Origin of the sequence: Pseudomonas sp. Pse1, assembly GCF_024519635.1 — a bacterium.
Classification (GTDB): Bacteria; Pseudomonadota; Gammaproteobacteria; order Pseudomonadales; family Pseudomonadaceae; genus Aquipseudomonas.
On sequence record NZ_JALJRO010000001.1, the window covers coordinates 337,848 to 357,007 of the forward strand.

Consider the following 19,160-nt stretch of genomic DNA (forward strand, 5'->3'; position numbering starts at 1 on the left):
TTAGAAAGTACCAACACTTAACCAACTAATAAGCACGGAGAAACACCATGAAACCTACAACAGCTCTGAAACCACTGGTTTTCGCTCTGGCAGCGGTCATGGCAATTGCGGCTCAGGCCGATGGCGGCAAACGTCATCATCCTTCAAAACCACAAGGTCCAACCCTGGATCAGATTCTCTCGATCACTGCCGGTGCAGGCGCAGCGGTCCTTGATCAACAGGACAGCTCCGGCAACAGCGTGCTCAACCAAGGCACCAAAAACACCGCCAAGGCTGACAGCTCGCTCAACGGCTCCAGCGGTAACATGGGCGCCAACGTTGCAGCCGGCGACGGCAACCAACAAGACAACGTCGCAGCCATCGCCACCGCCGATGAAAAATTCATCTTCGGTAGCGCTGTTGCCCTGTCCAGTGCCACTCAAAACAGCACTGATAACTCTGTGACCAACCGCTCCACGCAAAACCTCGCCACCGTCAACAACGTTGGCAATGGCAGCTCCGGCAACATCGGCGTCAACTCTGCCGCCGGCAACTTCAACCAACAGAAAAACAACCTGGCCATTGCTGTATCGGCCGGTCGCGTAGCCACCGCAGCCGCTGCAGCCAACCAGACCTCCTCTGGCCTGGATGTAGACAACAAAGCTGACCGTGTGAACAAAGTGGTTGACCTCAAAGGCAGCTTCAAAGCTACCGGCAGCTACAAAGGCACCGGCTATGGCACCATCGAAGGTGACAAAAAAGGTCATGATGACTACAAATACGGTGGTGGTAAGGACAAAGATCAGAAGTTCACCTTCAAGGAACAAGGAAGTGTTGAGCTGGCTGGCTACTGGACTCAGCAAGTGCTGACCAAAGATGGCTGGAAAAACCCAGTGGTTAACAATGCTTCGATGACCAACTCGATGAACGGCTTCTCGGGTAATGGTGGTACCAACGTCGCAGCTGGCGTGGGTAACCAACAAAGCAACTCGCTGTCCATCGCTGCAGGTTGCAAGGCTTGCCAAGGCGGCAACACCTTCTAACTGCGACGCACCTGAAAGCCCCGGAAACGGGGCTTTTCTTCTGACCTCACAAGGCGTAACGACCATGCGAGTTGCTGCCCTCTCCCTCCTGCTTTGCCTGTCTGGCCTGACTCAGGCTGCACAGATGCCCGTGGCCGCCCTACCCGGCGGTGTCATGGTCTACAAGGAAGTGCAAAGCCTGCGTGAGCGCAAGTTTGCCGACTTGGTCGAACAGAAAACCGACTTCAGCTGCGGTGCTGCCACACTGGCTACCATCCTGCGCCAGGCTTATTGGCTGGATGTCGATGAAGAGCACATCATCAAGGGCATGCTGGTCAGTGCTGACCAGGACCTGGTTCGTACCCAGGGGTTTTCCATGCTCGACATGAAGCGCTACATCGAAAGCATCGGCATGCGTGCGCGGGGCTATCGTATTCCGCCTGAGAAACTGCAAGCGGTGACGATCCCGGTGGTGGTTCTGATGGATGTTCGCGGCTACAAGCACTTCGTGGTGTTGCAGCGGGCCGATAAAGACTGGGTGTACATCGGTGATCCGGTCCTGGGCCATAAACGCTACTCCCACGATGACTTTGTGAAAGGTTGGAACGGCATTGTGTTTGCCATCATCGGTCCCGGTTACGACAAGGCCAATGCCTTGATCGATCCTCCGATGCCGCTGACTGCCAAGAACAAGCTGGATAACTTCAATCCGGTCAAAGATGCCGAGTTGATGGATTTCGGTTTTATTCAGAGCGATTTCTTCTAGGCGCTCACAAAAACAAAGGAGCAGTTGGACGCTCCAGGAGCCGAAGATGAAAACTTCACATTGGGTGGTCGCCGCATGCTTGGCTGCGAGTTTGCCGACGCTTGCCCACGCAGGATTCAAGCCCATCGAGATCAAGGACTCGGAGCTCTCCGAGTTGCACGGTCGCTATGTCATGCCAGGACGGATCATCAGCTTTGGCGTGGTCATGAGCAGCACCTGGCGCAACGCCAGCGGTGACATGATTGGGGCGTCGACCTCAATGCAGATTCAGGCTTCCACGGTCAAACCGCAGTTTTACGTCTCGACCGTGAATGAGCCAGGTTCAGGTAACAAAGGACACTCGCAATCCCAAGGCACCGGCAACATCTATGGCGGTGCAGCGCTGAGCAGTACCCAGGGCGTTACGCAAAGCGTGCGCGCCGCCGGCGACGGCAACACCGCCTACAACAATGTCGCGATTGACGTGAAAGAAGCGTCCAGCGCCCCCGCACCACTCGCCCCGCCTCCTGGCAGCCAGGTGTTGACCGCCGGTAACACCATCAATGCCAGCAACGCCGCCGGTTCCATTGCCATTTCGGCCAACAGTGGCGGTATCCAGATGGCCATCGCGGCCAATAACAACCAGGGCAGTACCCTGCAACAGGTTGCTCAGGGTGGCTTGCTGCAAAACACTCGCCTGCTTGGCGACAGCAACATGGTGAACAACCTGACTCAGCTCAACGTGGTACTCAATAACAACGGCCCAAGCCCCGGCGCTTTGGATTGCAACCTGAGTCAACTCAAAGGCCTACGCAATATGGGATATTGAACTACGCTGACTTTCGACCATTGGGCTCAAAGGGACGGCTTGATTCATGTATCGATCGGTGTCACTTCGCACGGTTGTATGTCTGAGTACTCTACTTCCCGCGGCACTGGTGCAGGCAGCGCCCGATCCGGCAGTAGAGGCCCTAAAACAAGAACTCCTGGAGCTGAAGCAACGCTACGAAGTCCAGCAAAAGGCCCTGGCGGTATTGGAACAACGAGTCCGCCAGGTAGAAGAACAACCCGCCGAACCACCACCCAAGCGTCTTGCCAAATCACCTGCCGACATGCGCGGCAATACCCAGGTTGCGGGGACTGGGGCAGCAGCGGCATCGGGGGGTGCAGCAGGGGGCGCCGGGGCTACCGGCAGTTCGTACGGCCAATCGCTGTCGGATGACAGCCAGCCGGCACAAAGCGTGTCCAACCTGTATGACGAGGCCAGCGGTTTCTTCGGCGGCGGCAAATTCAGCCTCGAAACCGGCGTGACTTACGCCCGTTACGACACCCGCACCCTGATTCTCAACGGCTTCCTGGCCCTGGACTCGATTTTCCTCGGCAACATCAACCTGGATCGGATCAAGGCTGACAACTGGACCTTTGACATCACTGGCCGCTACAACCTGAATAATCGCTGGCAGTTCGACCTCAACGTGCCGGTGGTCTATCGCGAGTCGACTTACCAGTCCGGCGGCGCGTCCGGCGGCGCGGCGAACGTGACCTCCGAAGAGACCGTGACCCAGGATCCGACCATCGGCGACGTCAACTTCGGTGTCGCCTACAAGTTCCTCGACGAGTCGGTCAGTTCCCCGGATGCGGTGTTTACCCTGCGGGTCAAGGCGCCGACCGGCAAGGAGCCCTTTGGCATCAAGCTGCGCCAGGTTGACAGCAACAGCAACCTGTTCGTCCCGGATGACCTGCCCACCGGTAACGGCGTCTGGTCGATTACCCCGGGGATTTCCCTGGTCAAGACCTTCGACCCGGCCGTGCTGTTCGGCTCTCTGTCCTATACCCACAACCTGGAGGAATCGTTTGATGACATCAGTTCCACGGTCAACGTCGATACCCCCGGCAAGGTTCGTCTGGGCGACAGCTTCCAGATCGGCGCGGGTGTCGCCTTTGCCCTGAACGAAAAAATGAGTATGTCGTTCTCGGTCTCCGACCTGGTGCAACGCAAGAGCAAGCTCAAGGCCGACGGCGGCGACTGGCAATCGGTTACCTCCAGCGATGCCAACGCCGGCTACTTCAACGTTGGCATGACGGTGGCCGCCAGCGACAACCTGACCATCGTGCCCAACCTGTCGATTGGTCTGACGGACGACGCCCCGGATTTCACCTTCAGCCTGAAATTCCCGTACTACTTCTAACCCGCTTCACACAGCAAAAGGCCCGCTGCGATCCTCTCGCAGCGGGCCTTTCACTTTTCCGCGCCCTAGCGGATCTGGTGCTTGTGCAGCAATCGGTAGAACGTTGGCCGGGACACGCCGAGTACCCGGGCGGCGACACTGAGGTTGTCGCTGTGTCGGTTCAATACATCGCACAACGCCTGGCGTTCGGCGCGGGTCTTGTAGTCTTCGAGGGTGCCCATGGGCGCCGCCACGGCCTGCTGGCTGAGCAAGCCCAGGTCACGCGCCTCGATCTGCCGGCCCTCGGCCAGCACCAGGCCACGTCGCACCCGGTTGGCCAGTTCGCGGACGTTACCCGGCCAGTCATGCTTGCCCATGGCCACCAGCGCATCCTCGCTGAAGCTGCGTGGCCGGCGCCCGGTTTCCAGGCTGTAGAAGTGGGAAAAATGGCTGGCCAGCATCGCCAGGTCGCCATGGCGCTCGCGCAGGGGCGCGGTCACCACCTGCAGCACGTTGAGCCGGTAATACAGGTCTTCGCGAAAGCGTTTGACGGTAATCGCCGCCTCAAGGTCGACGTGGGTCGCGGCGAGCACCCGCACGTCCACCGGAATGGGCTGGCTGCCGCCGACCCGTTCAATGTGTTTTTCCTGGAGAAAACGCAGCAGGTTGGCCTGCAGTTCCAGCGGCAGATCGCCGATTTCATCGAGAAACAAGGTGCCACCGTTGGCCGCCTCGATACGCCCGACCTTGCGTTGATGGGCGCCGGTAAACGCGCCCTTTTCATGGCCGAACAACTCGGACTGGATCAAGTGCTCCGGGATCGCCCCGCAATTGATCGCGACAAAGGGTTTGCTGTGGCGTTGCGACTGCCGGTGCAGGGTTCTCGCCACCAGTTCCTTGCCGGTACCGCTTTCGCCGCGGATCAGCACCGGGGATTCGGTGGGCGCCAGTTTGCTCAGCAACTTGCGTAGCTCGCGAATCGGTTTGCTGTCACCCAGCAGTTCGTGCTCGGGCTGATCGACATGGATGGTGCCCTGACCGCGCAGACGCGCCATGCCGAAGGCCCTACCCAGGGTGACCTGGACCCGGGAAACATCGAAAGGCAAGGTGTGAAAATCGAAAAACCATTCGCAAACGAAGTCGCCCACCTTCTGCAGGCGCAGGACCTCCGGGCTGAGCACGGCAATCCATTCGGTGCCGCTGCGGCTGATCATGTCCTTGACCGCTTCGGGACGTTCCAGGTGAAAGGGCTGCAATCGCAAGAGCCCCACATCGCAGCTGCGGTCCCCGGCATTTTCCAGGCTGCAACTGTCGACATCCCAGCCGATGGCACGCAATCCTGGCAGCAACTGATGGCAATCCTCGCAGGGATCGACCACCAATAGACGTCGCGTAGCAGGCGTTTCAATCATGACTGTTCCTTGGCGCCAAATTATGGAAAAGTTATTAGAAACAGTCGTTTGGCAGGCCTGGGTGTAACATTAGCAAGAACTTGACACTGGCTTGTATCGTTTAACTATAAGGCTAATGAGCTTTTAGCTATAAGAACTTTACTTAGCCTGCTATGCAACAGGCATCCCTGTGGGAGCGAGCCTGCTCGCGAAGATGTTCAACGAGTACGCGGTGCCGATGGTTCTTTTCGCGAGCAAGCTCGCTCCCACAAGAATCAACGGCAAAGGCGGCCAACCTTTCACCAGGCTTTCAAACTAGCCGCCATTCAAGTGACTTTGAAAGAAAGATGAAATTTATTCGGAATATGTGTGACCTGCCCCCTGCTTGCGTGCATCAGTACAAGTAACCCGCCGCACGGTACGCCCAACCGCCGGCACCTCGAAGATCTTGATTGGGCACTTGAGAGAGAAGACCCCATGAACGCTCCGCTCCGTATGAACGAAGCTCTTTTGATTGCCGACCGCGCATTTACTCCTTTCCAATGCGTAGCCTGGGCGCTGCAGGACGGCACCGGCCCGGTGACACTGACCGTTATCGACCGTACAAGTAATCGCCTCCTCGACAAGCAATTGTCCAGCAGCAACATCGATCCGGCACAGCTTGAAAAACTGCTCAACGAAGCCCGCAGCGAACTTAAAGAAAAAGGTTATCAGTTGCAGGGCTGGTCCATGCCGCACTAAGTAAACAACAGCGGATCACTGCTCGGTGGTCCGCTGTTTTATTGCCCATCAACAATAAACGACTGTTTTTACCTTAACTTGCAACTTCGGGTTACAAAGACACTGTTCTGGCACATAACGCCGCACCGTCGGTGATTTCAGACAGTTGTGCACTATTTCATTCAGCGCTTGAATAACTCCAATGTGAAACCACCTCCTCGGTACTGGATCTGGTCGACTCGCAAGGAGAAGCGTCATGTCAGTCCACTCCATCCACGACACCATTGCATTCCGTCTCCCCTTTGATGCGTCAGGGCAACTCGACACGGCCTTTGCTTCCAATGGCAAAGCCTGGCTCGACTTTCCAGGCAGCCTCTGGAGCATGGCCAATGATGTCGTCGTCGACCAGCAAGGCCGGTTGGTGGTCGCCGCCAAGGTCGCGGGTGAGCACGGTTGCCAATATGGCCTGACCCGTCTGCAGGCGGACGGTTCGCTGGACCAGAGTTTCGCCGCCGGGGGCAGCCTGGTAGGGCAATTCGAACCGGGGTGCGAGTCGACCGCTGGCAAAATCCAGTTATTGGCCGACGGCCGCATCCTGCTGTCCGGCCTCATGTATGAAAATCCCCAATGCACCCTGCCCGCCCTCGCGCTGTTTGATCAGCACGGCAACCTGGACCGGTCCTTTTGCGATCAGGGCATTAAGGTCGTACGCCTGCCCGGCAATCTGTCCCAGGGCGTGCGGGATCCCTGGCTGCCGCCCGGTGTGCCGGGCGCCGAGGCGTGTGATGTACAGGTGCAGGCCGACGGGCGGATGCTGTTGCTGGCCAACCACCAATACGAATTCTCCGACCACGTCGGCATTGTTATTCGCCTGACTGCGCAAGGTGATCTGGACCCATCGTTCAATGGCCGGGGCTTTGTGATGGTGCGCCATCTATTGCTCAACACTTGGCTGTCCAGCTTGCTGGTGCAGAAAGACGGGGCGATTGTCGTCGCCGGATCCATCGACACACCGCAACAAGGGTTGCTGGCACGCTTTGACTCGGACGGACAACTGGACGGCCGCTTCGGTGAACACGGTTTTCTCGGTTTCAGCATTGATGGACGCAGCGCCCAGGTCAGTCAGGTGATTGAGCAGGCCAATGGCAACCTGCTGTGTTTTGGCAGCAGTCGCGATCCCATGCACTGCCTGTCATTGACGGTTCGCCGCGATGGTCGTGCGGACAGCCGCAGCAATGCCGGGCTGCCGCGTCTGACCATTATCGGCCACAGCCCAAGCCAATGGACCGCCGCCACGGCGAGCGCTGATGGCCGCGTGTACAGCGTGGGAGCAACCGTTGGCGGCGTGGAGGCCGACTTCATTCTCGCCCGCCACCTGCCGGATGGCCGCCCGGACCTGGAGTTCGCTGAGGGTAACGGCTGGGTCCGCACGCGCCTGGGCCGCAGCCTGGATACCGCCACGGCGATAGCGCTGCAGGATAGCCAGCGCGTTGTGGTCGCCGGCTATTCGCTGGACGGCCACTATCGCGCGGTGCTGGTGCGCTACCGGGCGTAAATGTCTGGCGCTCATGAACAGCAATAAAACTCAAGAACTTGATCTTCCCCGAGTGTTACGGCAAGTTGCGCGCTTCTTAAACAAAGGAGTCGCCGATGTCCGGTTCAATGGCCCAGGCGTTTGCACATAATTTCCTCGGGCATTCACCGCGCTGGTACAAGGCGAGCATTCTCGCTTTTCTGATAATCAATCCGCTGCTGTTGTGGACGGCAGGGCCAGTGGCCGCTGGCTGGCTGCTGGTGGCCGAGTTTATCTACACCCTGGCGATGGCCCTCAAATGCTACCCGCTGCTGCCCGGCGGACTGTTGATGATCCAGGCCCTGCTGCTCGGCATGACCACGCCCCAGGCGCTGTACGACGAGCTGCAACACAACTTTCCGGTGATCCTGCTGCTGATGTTCATGGTGGCAGGGATTTACTTCATGAAGGACCTGCTGCTGTTCCTGTTTTCCCGGCTACTGCTGGGGGTGCGTTCCAAGGCCTTACTGGCGCTGATGTTCTGCTTTCTCTCGGCGTTTCTTTCAGCATTTCTCGATGCGTTGACCGTAACGGCGGTGATCATCAGTGCGGCCGTGGGTTTCTACTCGGTTTATCACCGGGTGGCGTCGGGCAAAGATCCGCGTCAGGACAGTGAGTTCAGCGATGACCAGCACCTGCCGCAATTGCACCACGCCGACCTCGAACAGTTCCGCTCGTTCCTGCGCAGCCTGTTGATGCACGGCGCCGTGGGCACAGCCCTGGGCGGTGTCTGCACCCTGGTGGGCGAGCCACAGAACCTGCTGATCGGCCATGAGATGGGCTGGCACTTTGCCGAGTTTTTCCACAAGGTCGCGCCCGTCTCTCTGCCGGTGTTTGCCGCAGGCCTGGTGACCTGCGTGCTGTTGGAAAAACTCCGCTGGTTCGGCTACGGCACCCTGTTGCCGGACAACGTGCGCGCCGTGCTGGCCGACTATGCGGCCCAGGACAATGCCGAACGCACCGCCCGGCAACGCGCGGCGCTGCTGGTGCAAGGCATGGCGGCGCTGATCCTGATTGTCGGTCTGGCCTTGCATATCGCCGAAGTCGGGCTGATCGGCCTGATGGTCATCGTGCTAATCGCCAGTTTCACCGGGATCACTGACGAGCACCGGATCGGCAGCGCATTCAAGGACGCCATGCCCTTTACCGCACTGTTGGTGACCTTCTTCGCCGTGGTCGCGGTGATTCACGACCAGCAACTGTTCCGGCCATTGATCGAGTGGGTGCTGGCCCTGCCGGCTGAGCAGCAGCCAGGCATGTTGTTTATTGCCAACGGCCTGTTGTCGGCAATCAGCGATAACGTGTTCGTCGCGACGATCTACATCACCGAGGTCAAGCAGGCGTTTGCCGCCGGGCACATGAGCCGCGAGCATTTCGAGACCCTGGCGATCGCCATCAATACCGGCACCAACCTGCCCAGCGTTGCGACTCCGAATGGCCAGGCCGCATTCCTGTTCCTGCTGACCTCGGCCATTGCCCCGCTGATTCGCCTGTCGTACGGGCGCATGGTCTGGATGGCACTGCCCTACACCTGCGTCATGGGCGTGCTGGGCTGGTACGCGGTGAGTTACTGGCTGTAAACGACAAACCCCGGCGTTCGCGCCGGGGTTTGGGTGATTCAACCCAGGCGATGCCAGGCCCGACCGTCACGGGTCAGCAGCTCGTCGGCGGCACTTGGGCCGTCTTCGCCGGCAGCGTAGGACTGCACGCTGGCGTCTTCCTGCCATGCATCGAGGAAGGGTTGCACCGCGCGCCAACCGTTTTCAATATTGTCGGCGCGCTGGAACAGGGTCTGATCGCCGGTCAGGCAGTCATAGATCAGCGTCTCGTAGCCCGTCGAGGGCTGCATCTCGAAAAAATCCTTGTAGGCAAAGCCCAGTTCGATGTTGGCCATGTCCAAAGCCTGGCCTGGGCGCTTGGCCAGCAGGTCGAACCACATGCCTTCATTGGGTTGAATCTGAATTCTCAGGTAAGTCGGTTGCAACTCGTCGACTTCGGTGTCGCGAAACTGCGCATAGGGCGCAGGTTTGAAGCAGATGGCGATTTCGGTGTCACGCACACTCATGCGCTTGCCCGTACGCAGGTAAAACGGCACTCCGACCCAGCGCCAGTTGTCGATCATCACTTTCAAGGCGACGAACGTTTCCGTGCTGCTGTCCGCAGCCACCTTGGGTTCATCGCGATAACCGTCCACCGGTTTGCCGGCAATTTCGCCGGATGTGTACTGACCTCGCACCGAATTGGCCCGGGCCTCTTCGGTCGACCACGGGCGGATCGCCCCGACCACCTTGGCCTTTTCGCCACGCACCGCATCGGCACCAAAGGCCGCGGGCGGCTCCATCGCCACCATGGCCAGCAACTGGAACAGGTGATTGGGCACCATGTCCCGCAGGGCGCCGGTGTGTTCGTAGAAGTTGCCCCGGGTTTCCACGCCAACGGTTTCGGCAGCGGTGATCTGCACGTGGTCGATGTAGTGGTTGTTCCAGAAGGCTTCGAACAGGCTGTTGGAAAACCGGCTGACCAGAATGTTCTGCACGGTTTCCTTGCCCAGGTAATGGTCGATCCGGTAGATCTGTTTCTCGGACATGACCTTGAGCAGACAGGCGTTCAAGGCCTCGGCGGTCTGCAGGTCGGAGCCGAAGGGTTTCTCGATCACTACCCGGCGGAAGGCTTCGGGACCCTCCTCCAGCAAGCCATTGGCACCGAGCCGGCGCACCACTTCACTGAAGAAGCGCGGCGCTGTCGCCAGGTAGAACACCGCGTTGCCGGTGCCGCTGGCTGCGATGCTCGCCGCCAGCGCCTGGTAAGTGCTGTCGTCGAGAAAATCGCCCTGGACATAGCTGATGCCCTTGGCCAACTGGGCCCAGAGCGCCGGATCCAGGGAATCATGGCCGTTGCCGACCTTGTTGGCCGCCTCGGTGCGAATGAACGCTTCGAGCTTGCCGGCGAACTCACCGTCAGTGCTGGCGTTATGGTCAACGCCAATGATCCGCAAGCCGTCCCCCAGCAATCCGTCGCGACTGAGGTTGTACAGCGCCGGCATCAGCAAGCGCTTGACCAGGTCGCCATGGGCACCGAACAGAAACAGCGTGGTCGGTGGAGCGGGTTGAACCTTGGACTTCTTGCGGATCGCGGTCATTTTTTCGGGGTCTCGACGTGGCCGCCAAAGCCGAAGCGCATGGCCGACAGGATCTTGTCACCGTAAGCGCCCTGCTGGCGCGAGCGGTAACGCGAGAACAGCGAACTGGACAATACCGGCACCGGTACGGCCTGCTCCATGGCGGCTTCGATGGTCCAGCGACCTTCACCGCTGTCGGCCACGGAGCCGGAGAAACCGTCGAGCTTCGGATCGCTGGCCAGGGCGTCGGCCGTCAGGTCGAGCAACCACGAGGAAACCACGCTGCCACGGCGCCAGACTTCGGCGATGTCGGCGACGTTCAGGTCGAAGCGCTGATCTTCCGGGAGGATTTCCGAGGATTTGGTCTTGAGAATGTCGAAGCCCTCGGCGAAGGCCTGCATCATTCCGTATTCGATCCCGTTGTGAATCATTTTCACGAAGTGCCCGGCACCGGCTGGGCCGGCATGGATGTAGCCACGCTCGGCACGGTCATCGCTGGAGACCCGATCCTTGGTCCGAGGAATATCGCCCATGCCCGGCGCCAGTGCGGCAAACAGCGGGTCCAGACGCAACACCTGCTCGGCATCACCGCCAATCATCATGCAGTAGCCACGTTCCAGGCCCCAGACGCCGCCGGAGGTACCGACGTCGATGTACACCAGGCCTTTTTCGGCGAGGGTTTTCGCCCGGCGGATGTCGTCTTTGTAGAAGGTGTTACCGCCGTCGATGATCACGTCACCGGCGTCGAGCAATTCGCTCAGGGCGTCGATGGTGTCTTCGGTCGGTGCGCCGGCGGGCAACATCACCCAGACCGCGCGCGGCTGCTCGAGGGCGGCAACCAATGCCGGCAGGTCGGCAACGCCGGTAGCGCCTTCTTTGGCCAGAGTGTCAACGAACGCGGTGTTGCGGTCATAGACCACAGTGCTATGCCCGTTGAGCATCAGGCGCCGTGCAATGTTGCCGCCCATGCGGCCCAGTCCAATGATCCCCAATTGCATGTGCTGATGCTCCTTACTGCGAATAAATGTGTGTCAAAAGGTCAATAGTACCCCGGACTCAGTCAAGCTTAGTCCAGTGCGCTGCTACATAGTTTCCGGGCATTTTGCCTGAACTCTAGGGATAACGTCCCAAACGATGACGAAGACACAAGGACAACGTAAAATAAAAAAGTTCCATTGACAGGCAAAAGAAATCAGAATCGGCGCCGAAAGTGGTCTCGAATGCGCCTTGGCGCTCGAACCACCGTGTCAAAACAGCGAGGTAATCAATGGGCACCGTCGTCAACGCACTGCCGCCACAGACCCTGTACGTCACCATTCGCCGTGACGAACTGCAACAACTCAAGGCCGACCGTGAGCGCTTGCTCCAGGAAGTCGCGCAACTGCGCCAACAGTTACGCGTTGATAGCGCACAGCCAGCACTGCTACGCCCTCTGGATTGACCCTCGGATGCGCCTGCCGTTGCAGCAGGCGCATCGCCCATCGTCACGCCGCAGGCAGCAGATCGAAAAAGTGCTGCCTGGCGAACGCCATCCGCATACCGCCCGGATACACCACATCGGCATAGAGTTCAGGATGCTGCACCTGATCGCGCACGGTGACAAAGCGTAGGCGCGCCAGTTTCAAGTGGCCCTCGGTCAACCGCTGAACCGAACGAGCGGAGCCATGGAAGTGGGCATACCACAACACCTGGCGGCGACCGCGACTGCTGTTGTCGATGATCTCGTACTCCAGCAAAAAGTCCGCTTGGGCGGGCGTGGACTTGTCGGTCCAGGACGGATTCTCGATCCGCACCACCCCCTCACGCAGCAGGTATTCGAAGCTTCCGGCGGTCGGCGGCAGTTGTTTGGTCAATTCGATGCGCAGCCTGCGACCCTCTTTGGCCAACTGTTCACCGGCGTTTTTCAGTTCCTGAAAGACCTTGACTGCGCTGGCCCACTCCTCACCCTTCTTGTTTTGCATGGCCTGTCGGACCTGAGTTGCCAACTCGTTGAACTTGTTCGTCTGCGACAAAAAGCGATCCTCCAGGCTGGCGGGCTCGCGGTAGCGAAAGGCGTCCTTTCTGTAGTTGGCAATCAGCAGGTCCAGCCCGCTGAGCATTGCATTACCCCTGTCCATCAGTGTTTTCAGAGCCTGAGTGGGCCTGACGGGCAGCGGCGGCTCGACCGGCGCATTTGGGCGCTGGCGGTAAATGTCCTGTTCCTTGTCCTTGTAGAAAATGATCTGTTGCTCGGTGGCCTGGTCATGCACCACCACCGTTTCGTCCGGCTCACTGTCACTGGACTCGCGCACATCGCCGACGCGAAAGCCTTCTGCCGTCTTGATCAGTCGTTCATTGGGCCGCCGGGTGCGCTTGCGGCTTTTTTTCAGTGCAGGTGTGACCGCCGGTTCCTGCTCTGGCTGTTCCGGCGCCTGCTCGACGTCTTCATTGATCGACTCACCCAGTTCGGCTTCGGCAATGGCACGCATCCGTGCCAGGGCCTCGAGGAACTTCTCCAGGAACAACTGCGCGACGTAGCTGGGTCGATCACCGACCTTGCGCAGGTTGGCCGCCAGTAACTGCGCATCGTTATAGACGCTGATCGCTTCCTGGAGAAACTCCACCCGCTGCCGTGGATCAAAACCCTGGGTCGCGCGCACCCGCAGCACGCCATCGGTGACCGCTCCCAGCCGGGCCTTGGCCAGGCCCTCCAGCCCGGCCAGTTCTGCCAGGCTCGGTTCCAGCGCCGCATCACCGGCCAGAGCACCGCGCAGGCACATCAGCTCATGCAGGATCAGCCAGTCGGTATTCTTGTCTCGCTTGTCGACCAGCGCTTTGAGTCGTTGGGTTTCCGGCGAAAGGTAGCCGGTTCTTTGCAGATAGCCTTTGCGCAGACTGCGATCCAGCGCTTCCAGCTCGGTCATGGACTGCTCCAGCGCGGCACTGATGCGGATGCGCTCCGGGAAACCGTTGAGCACGCGCTTGCGGGTTTCCAGCAATACGCTGTAGGGCACGTCGGTCTGCACGGTCCGCTGTTCGAATGCCAGCGGAAACACGCTGCGCACCGACAGCCCCAACTCCCACCATACGGCCGTGACCCTGATCAGGTTTTCATCGACCGCGCCGTAGCAGGTCACCAGGTCGAGCAGGTTGGCGAAAATGGCCTCGCGCTGGTAATCCGGATCTTTTGCCAGCAACGCAGCGACCTCCTCGCCCAACTTGATTCGGTCCAGATAGCCGTTAATAAACACCCTGGCCTTTTTCTTGTAGTCGATATCGGCACCGTGCAGCTTTTTGCGCAAGGTCGCACGCTCGTCCTTCAATCGATTCTGCCGGTCGTCGCTGGCCGTCTCGATTTGCTGGTTAATCCGCGCGATTTCATCGGCCAGAGCCTGAGCATTGTGCTGAGCCGCCTGACTTATCTCCTCTGCCTGGGCAATGCTGGCATCCAGTTCGCCGATACGCTCTTTCAACTTTCTGACTTTCATCGCCGTCTCGGCACGCCGCGCGCGCAACGCCGAATCGGCGAAGACGTCCGACAGATAGCGACTCATACCCGGCCCGCCACCGCGCACACGCATTTGCGGGGCGATGTCCCAGAAGCCCTGCCCATGGGGGCTAAGCTCCAGTCCGTTAATTCGCCGACCCAAATGATCAAGAACCAGCAGATTGCCGTTTTCCGCCGGCTCGACATTGGCCCAGCCATAGCCCCTGAGTCGAGCCGGCACCTGGACATACCAGCGCCCGTTCACCACCGCCACGTCTGGCGGCGCCGGCGTGTCGATGACCGCCCCGCGACCGACCTGGGCGGTGTTCAGGAAACGTTCGAGTAACTGTCGCGAGTCGGCGCTGACCGGGGTCGAGAAATCCAGCGCACTGTCGCTGATGGCACTGGCCGCGCCAGGCCCGATCGGATGTTTGAGGGTGGCGCTGACCTGCACCGCCCCGCGGCGCGGCAGCGTCGAGTGATGATCGAAGGGTTTGACCGGCGCACTGATCACCGACGACAGGCGCTGGACCAGCAAGCTCACTGCCAGATTGATCAGCAGGTTGAAGGTAAATGCTTTCAACGGTTCTGCATCGTCCTGGGTCAGCGGCTCAAGGGCTTGCAGCGTCGAGATTTCCATAGTCAATAGCCAGCCCACCGTCGCCGCCGGACCGCTGAGAAAAGGCAGCACCGCGTTGAGCAGGCCATTGAATACGGCCTCGCCCAGTTGCTGCAGGGTGTTCCAGCGCTGCTCGGCGTTAGACACGGTTTGCTCGTCCGCCAGTTGAGCCAGGACGTTGGCGTTGGCGACATACAACTGCGCCACGACATCCCCCTCAAGGGTGGACAAGGCCAATCTGGCGGGATGTGAGGGCAGCAGGTCGGCGCCAAACAGCACACCCACCGGATGGGGCTCAAGGAAGCCGCCGTTACCGTAGATTCTCTGCGCCTCGGGGCTCATCCAGGCGAGGACGGTTTTCTGCAGTGATGGCGCTTGCGGGTTGTCCGGCCGCGGCCTGTCGCTGACGATTTCTGCCAGCAAGGCGTCCAGGGAGGCAAATTCGATCAGCGCCTCGGGGTACAGCGGTCGGTAGAGAATGTGCGGCCCGGCTTGCGCATCCTCGGGGCCGAAGATGAACATGTTGCTCACGCTGTGGCTGTCGTTCGATACATCGGCCTTGAAGGCCAGGGTTTTGGTCACCATCACCTGGCCACTGACGCGCCGGGCCTGGGGATCCGCCTGCAGCGCGGCGGCCAGGCAGCGATAGCCGGCTTCGCTGCAACCCGAGCGGCCGCGGATGCTGTTTTCCAAGGCCAACATCGGTAACTGAATGCGCAATTGTTCGCTGAACAACCTTTCCCGGGGTGCCCGTTCCAGCGGCTCATCCAGCAGCAGGCGCTTGACCAGCGCCGGATAGGCTTTGCCGATGTCGGCGGCCGTTATCAGCGCCCTGACCCTGTCCAGGGTCATCCAGGCCGGGGCCGGCGAGCCGTCCTTGCACTTGAATTCGGACGCCAGGAATGGAATCCCCGCCAGATTATTCAGGGCGCGCCGGGTCAGGCTCAGGGTCTCGCCGGTGAAGCGCCCGGTCGCCGGCCCGACGATCACCAGCAATCCATCCTCGTTGCGGTATTGGGTGATTTCGATCAGGTCCGGGTCGACCCCTTCACCAAAACGGGTCATGGCACTGCGCAAGGCCTGCCGGGCGAATTGTTCTGCACTCGGAATATCGTGGCTGTAGGCCTGGCCTTTGGTGGCCTGCTGCAACGCGCCGAGCCTGAATAAATAGCGGCTGTAGGCCTGCGCCTGACGGGGCGAGGCCTGAATCAGCCAGTCGGGAAGCTGGTTGCTGACTTCCTGGTAGAGGACGTGCTCATAAGCGCCAGGGTTGTTTTTCAGCAGGTGGGGGGCCAGGTCGGTGAGGCGCGCCAACCGATCTTCAAGGACGCTCAAGTCCTGGCCTGCAACGGCGCCGAAGAAGTTCAAGCCCTCCAACTGGTTATTCAGCAACGCCTGGGCCTGAGTCACAAAAGCATCGCCAATCGACTCATAGGGCTGCAATTGGAGGGTATCGATCGCCCGCCTGCGCCCCCATTTGTCGCCCTCGGCATCGGCAAATGCCTGCAGGCTGCCATAGCTTTCTATGTTCCCGGCGGTGTTCAGGCTCAGCACCAGTTCGCGCTGAGCCAACTTGCGCACGAGCAACAGGTCAACCGCCAAGTGGGCGTTTTCGGCAGTGCCGGCGCGAGCGTGGTAATCGATCAGATAAACCCGGGTGCAATCGGCGCCGAACAGTTGGGCCCGATCCTCCTTGACCGGGCAACGCAGGACCTGCAGCACGCTATCGGCCTGGGCTTCGTCAAGGGACGCGGCACTGCCCGCCGGCCCCATGCTCACCAGCGCAGCGCTCCTGAGCACGTCGCTGAGCCATTGCCAGCGTTGCGTGCCATCAAGCGCCGGTTCATTCCAATAATCCGTCAGAGCCTCCTGCATGGCGGCAACCAGCACCCTGGGCAGACGGCGCAAGAGGTCTTCGACTTCACGCATGTCCAGCGCAAGACGGCGGTCGCGCCCATCGGTCAGGTAATGCTCATTGCTGAAGAGCAATTGCGCGCGGCCGGTGATGGCATGAGTCATGACTTCCAGCAACGGTGTCGTGGTATGGCCGTCGATTTTCCCGGTCTCCGGGCCGGAGCCCTGCACCCAGTTGGGCGAATTGAGGGAGGTGCTCAACACATCGATAGTCTGCCCCGGGAAACGGTTATTGAGTGCACGGGTGAATTGCTTCAGGGCCGCCGTCACCACGATGGGCCGGCCCTTGAATTCTGCCTGGACCGCTTGGGCCAGAGTGTCGGAGTAGTGTTCGAAAGGTAGCTCGGTGTCTGTCATTGCAACGTCCTGTTGTCGTCAGTTCGCATGCAGGCGCCCTCGCCTGCAGCCCCCCATGTAATGCCATTGGCGGGCCCCGGGTGCGGTAACCCGGTACCTTCGGTGGCGTACTTCACGAACTTTTCACATGCCGTTACAGATACTGTAAGGCACTGTTGACGCTCGTTTTTCGAGCGTTTTTTTTGATCAGCGCCCTGACTCGTCCGGTGCTGGAAGTCATGAATCATGCTGGAGCGCTGGATGGCGACGTTAGAACGCAGCAGTACGCCTGCAAAAGGCTTTGATTGGGCTGGCCTGGGCTGGCTGTTCCTGTTTTTCTGGTATTTTTCCGGAATCACCCAACTGCTGATCCTGCTGACCGGCACCGCGGGCTTCAGCGGTTTCCGCCAGGCTTTCGTGATGAGCGCCATCTGGCTGGCCCCGATGCTGCTGTTTCCGGCACGTACGCGGGTGCTGGCGGCGGTGATTGGCGTCGTCCTCTGGGCCTGCTCGATGGCCAGCCTGGGCTACTTCTTCATCTACCAGCAAGAGTTCTCGCAAAGCGTCATCTTCATCATGTTCGAGTCGAACATCTCGGAAGCTGGCGAGTACATGACGCAGTACTTTGCCTGGTGGATGGTCGCCGCGTTCCTCGCCCATACCCTGGTGGCGCTGTTCCTCTGGAGCCGCCTGCGCCCGGTGTACCTGTCCCGTGGCAAGGCGCTGCTGGCAGCCACGGCGATTGTGGTGGCGGTGGTTGGTTACCCGCTGGTCAAGCAGACGGCGCGCACCGGCAGCCTGGCCGCCGGCTACGAGAAATTCGAAACCCGTATCGAACCGGCCGTGCCTTGGCAGATGCTGGTGGCCTACCGTCGCTATGGTGAGACCCTCGCCAGCATGCAAGGCATGCTCGACAACGCCAGCCAGGTCCCGCCGCTGCACAATTTCAAGGACGCCATGGCCAACCAGCCGGCGACCCTGGTGCTGGTGATCGGCGAATCGACCAACCGTCAGCGCATGAGCCTGTACGGTTATCCGCGCGAGACCACGCCTGAACTGGACAAGCTCAAGGATCAACTGGCGGTATTCGATAACGTCATCACCCCGCGTCCTTACACCATCGAAGCGCTGCAACAGGTCCTGACCTTTGCCGATGAAGAGAACCCGGACCTGTACCTCAAGACCCCGTCGCTGGTCAGCATGATGAAACAGGCCGGCTACAAGACCTACTGGATCACCAACCAGCAGACCATGACCAAGCGAAACACCATGCTCACGACCTTCTCCGAACAGGCCGATGAACAGGTGTACCTGAACAACAACCGCAACCAGAATGCCCGTCAATACGATGGCGATGTGCTGGAACCCTTTGCCAAGGCCCTGTCCGACAGCGCGCCACGCAAGTTCATTGTGGTGCACCTGCTGGGCACGCACATGAGCTACCAGTACCGCTACCCGCCGACCTTCGACACCTTCCAGGATCGCCAGGGTGTACCGCCCGGGGTCAGCGATGACCAGTTGCCGACCTACAACAGCTACGACAACGCGGTGCGCTACAACGACTTCGTGGTCTCCAGCCTGATCAAGGACTACGCCAAGACCGATCCGAACGGCTTCCTGCTGTACCTTTCCGACCACGGCGAAGACGTGTTCGATTCGGCCGGCCATAACACCCTGGGCCGTAACGAAGCCAAGCCGACCGCGCCGATGTACACCATTCCGTTCATGGCCTGGGCCTCGCCGAAATGGCGTGCGAACCACGACTGGAACTTCGCCGGTGACTTGCAGCGGCCCTACAGCAGTTCGCACCTGATCCACACCTGGGCCGACCTCGCCGGGTTGAGCTTCGACGAACTGGACCGCAGCAAGAGCCTGGTCAGCGACAGCTTCAAGCCACGCCCGCTGCTGATCGGCAATCCCTACGAGGTCGAACAGAAAGCCCTGATCGACTTCAGCCTGATGAAGCCGAAGGCGCCTGCAGCGGCCGTCGTCAAGCAATAGATGGGTACCTCGGGGGTGGGTAACAGCCCCCTTTTCTAGCGTTGGGCTTGCAGCCCTGCTAGCCCAACGCAAAGAATATTAATAATTATTCGCAATAAGCCTAAATTC

General features: G+C 60.0%; 12 protein-coding genes and 1 pseudogene. 9 read left to right on the forward strand and 4 right to left on the reverse strand.

What is annotated here, in order from left to right:
- Positions 1–47: 47 nt before the first annotated feature.
- The 4 genes from NR126_RS01510 to NR126_RS01525 all read left to right on the forward strand — a co-directional run bounded on the left by NR126_RS01510 (position 48) and on the right by NR126_RS01525 (position 3,935).
- On the forward strand, positions 48–1,022 hold the full coding sequence (locus NR126_RS01510; protein WP_256829526.1) for a heme utilization protein: 975 nt from the start codon (positions 48–50) through the stop codon (positions 1,020–1,022).
- Positions 1,023–1,086: 64 nt separating this feature from the next.
- Positions 1,087–1,767 (forward strand): C39 family peptidase, encoded by a 681-nt coding sequence (locus NR126_RS01515; protein WP_027620925.1) that lies wholly within the window; start codon positions 1,087–1,089, stop codon positions 1,765–1,767.
- Between the two features lie 46 nt (positions 1,768–1,813).
- Positions 1,814–2,575: a hypothetical protein gene (locus tag NR126_RS01520; RefSeq protein WP_256829527.1), complete on the forward strand. Its 762-nt coding sequence runs from the start codon at positions 1,814–1,816 to the stop codon at positions 2,573–2,575.
- Positions 2,576–2,621: 46 nt separating this feature from the next.
- The gene (locus NR126_RS01525) at positions 2,622–3,935 is read left to right on the forward strand and encodes a transporter (protein WP_027620923.1); all 1,314 of its coding nucleotides are present in this window, start codon (positions 2,622–2,624) and stop codon (positions 3,933–3,935) included.
- Positions 3,936–4,000: 65 nt separating this feature from the next.
- On the opposite strand, the gene NR126_RS01530 is transcribed toward NR126_RS01525, so the two are convergent.
- Positions 4,001–5,326, reverse strand: a complete 1,326-nt coding sequence (locus tag NR126_RS01530; RefSeq protein ID WP_027620922.1) for a sigma-54 dependent transcriptional regulator — start codon at positions 5,324–5,326, stop codon at positions 4,001–4,003.
- Positions 5,327–5,782: 456 nt separating this feature from the next.
- Here NR126_RS01530 and NR126_RS01535 point away from each other — a divergent pair, with 456 nt between their 5' ends.
- From NR126_RS01535 to nhaB, 3 genes are all read left to right on the forward strand, one after another.
- Positions 5,783–6,046, forward strand: a complete 264-nt coding sequence (locus NR126_RS01535) for a hypothetical protein (protein ID WP_105754165.1) — start codon at positions 5,783–5,785, stop codon at positions 6,044–6,046.
- A 235-nt stretch (positions 6,047–6,281) separates the two neighbouring features.
- A complete protein-coding gene (locus NR126_RS01540) occupies positions 6,282–7,580 on the forward strand; it encodes a hypothetical protein (protein ID WP_256829528.1) in 1,299 nt (432 codons plus the stop codon).
- 95 nt (positions 7,581–7,675) lie between these two features.
- A complete protein-coding gene (gene nhaB, locus NR126_RS01545; RefSeq protein ID WP_256829530.1) occupies positions 7,676–9,178 on the forward strand; it encodes a sodium/proton antiporter NhaB in 1,503 nt (500 codons plus the stop codon).
- 38 nt (positions 9,179–9,216) lie between these two features.
- On the opposite strand, the gene zwf is transcribed toward nhaB, so the two are convergent.
- Both zwf and gnd read right to left on the reverse strand, forming a co-directional pair.
- Complete coding sequence (gene zwf / locus NR126_RS01550; RefSeq protein WP_027620918.1) at positions 9,217–10,737, reverse strand: glucose-6-phosphate dehydrogenase; 1,521 nt, start codon at positions 10,735–10,737, stop codon at positions 9,217–9,219.
- Complete coding sequence (gene gnd, locus NR126_RS01555; RefSeq protein ID WP_256351128.1) at positions 10,734–11,738, reverse strand: phosphogluconate dehydrogenase (NAD(+)-dependent, decarboxylating); 1,005 nt, start codon at positions 11,736–11,738, stop codon at positions 10,734–10,736. The genes zwf and gnd overlap by 4 nt, the downstream gene beginning before the upstream one ends.
- Positions 11,739–11,983: 245 nt before the next feature.
- On the opposite strand from gnd, the gene NR126_RS01560 reads away from it, so the two are divergent.
- A complete protein-coding gene (locus NR126_RS01560) occupies positions 11,984–12,157 on the forward strand; it encodes a DUF6026 family protein (protein WP_177327292.1) in 174 nt (57 codons plus the stop codon).
- 3,055 nt (positions 12,158–15,212) lie between these two features.
- On the opposite strand, the pseudogene NR126_RS28930 reads toward NR126_RS01560, so the two are convergent.
- A pseudogene (locus NR126_RS28930) lies at positions 15,213–17,072 on the reverse strand (dermonecrotic toxin domain-containing protein); the annotation flags it as partial.
- A 240-nt stretch (positions 17,073–17,312) separates the two neighbouring features.
- On the opposite strand from NR126_RS28930, the gene NR126_RS01570 reads away from it, so the two are divergent.
- Positions 17,313–19,052, forward strand: a complete 1,740-nt coding sequence (locus NR126_RS01570) for a phosphoethanolamine transferase CptA (RefSeq protein WP_027620915.1) — start codon at positions 17,313–17,315, stop codon at positions 19,050–19,052.
- Positions 19,053–19,160: the final 108 nt, after the last annotated feature.

Bases quoted from the DNA above. Each gene is read 5' to 3' on its own strand.
- NR126_RS01510 (WP_256829526.1), top strand. From the start codon at position 48: ATGAAACCTACAACAGCTCTGAAACCACTGGTTTTCGCTCTGGCAGCG.
- NR126_RS01515 (WP_027620925.1), top strand. From the start codon at position 1,087: ATGCGAGTTGCTGCCCTCTCCCTCCTGCTTTGCCTGTCTGGCCTGACT.
- NR126_RS01520 (WP_256829527.1), top strand. From the start codon at position 1,814: ATGAAAACTTCACATTGGGTGGTCGCCGCATGCTTGGCTGCGAGTTTG.
- NR126_RS01525 (WP_027620923.1), top strand. From the start codon at position 2,622: ATGTATCGATCGGTGTCACTTCGCACGGTTGTATGTCTGAGTACTCTA.
- NR126_RS01530 (WP_027620922.1), bottom strand. From the start codon at position 5,326: ATGATTGAAACGCCTGCTACGCGACGTCTATTGGTGGTCGATCCCTGC.
- NR126_RS01535 (WP_105754165.1), top strand. From the start codon at position 5,783: ATGAACGCTCCGCTCCGTATGAACGAAGCTCTTTTGATTGCCGACCGC.
- NR126_RS01540 (WP_256829528.1), top strand. From the start codon at position 6,282: ATGTCAGTCCACTCCATCCACGACACCATTGCATTCCGTCTCCCCTTT.
- nhaB (WP_256829530.1), top strand. From the start codon at position 7,676: ATGTCCGGTTCAATGGCCCAGGCGTTTGCACATAATTTCCTCGGGCAT.
- zwf (WP_027620918.1), bottom strand. From the start codon at position 10,737: ATGACCGCGATCCGCAAGAAGTCCAAGGTTCAACCCGCTCCACCGACC.
- NR126_RS01560 (WP_177327292.1), top strand. From the start codon at position 11,984: ATGGGCACCGTCGTCAACGCACTGCCGCCACAGACCCTGTACGTCACC.
- NR126_RS01570 (WP_027620915.1), top strand. From the start codon at position 17,313: ATGGCGACGTTAGAACGCAGCAGTACGCCTGCAAAAGGCTTTGATTGG.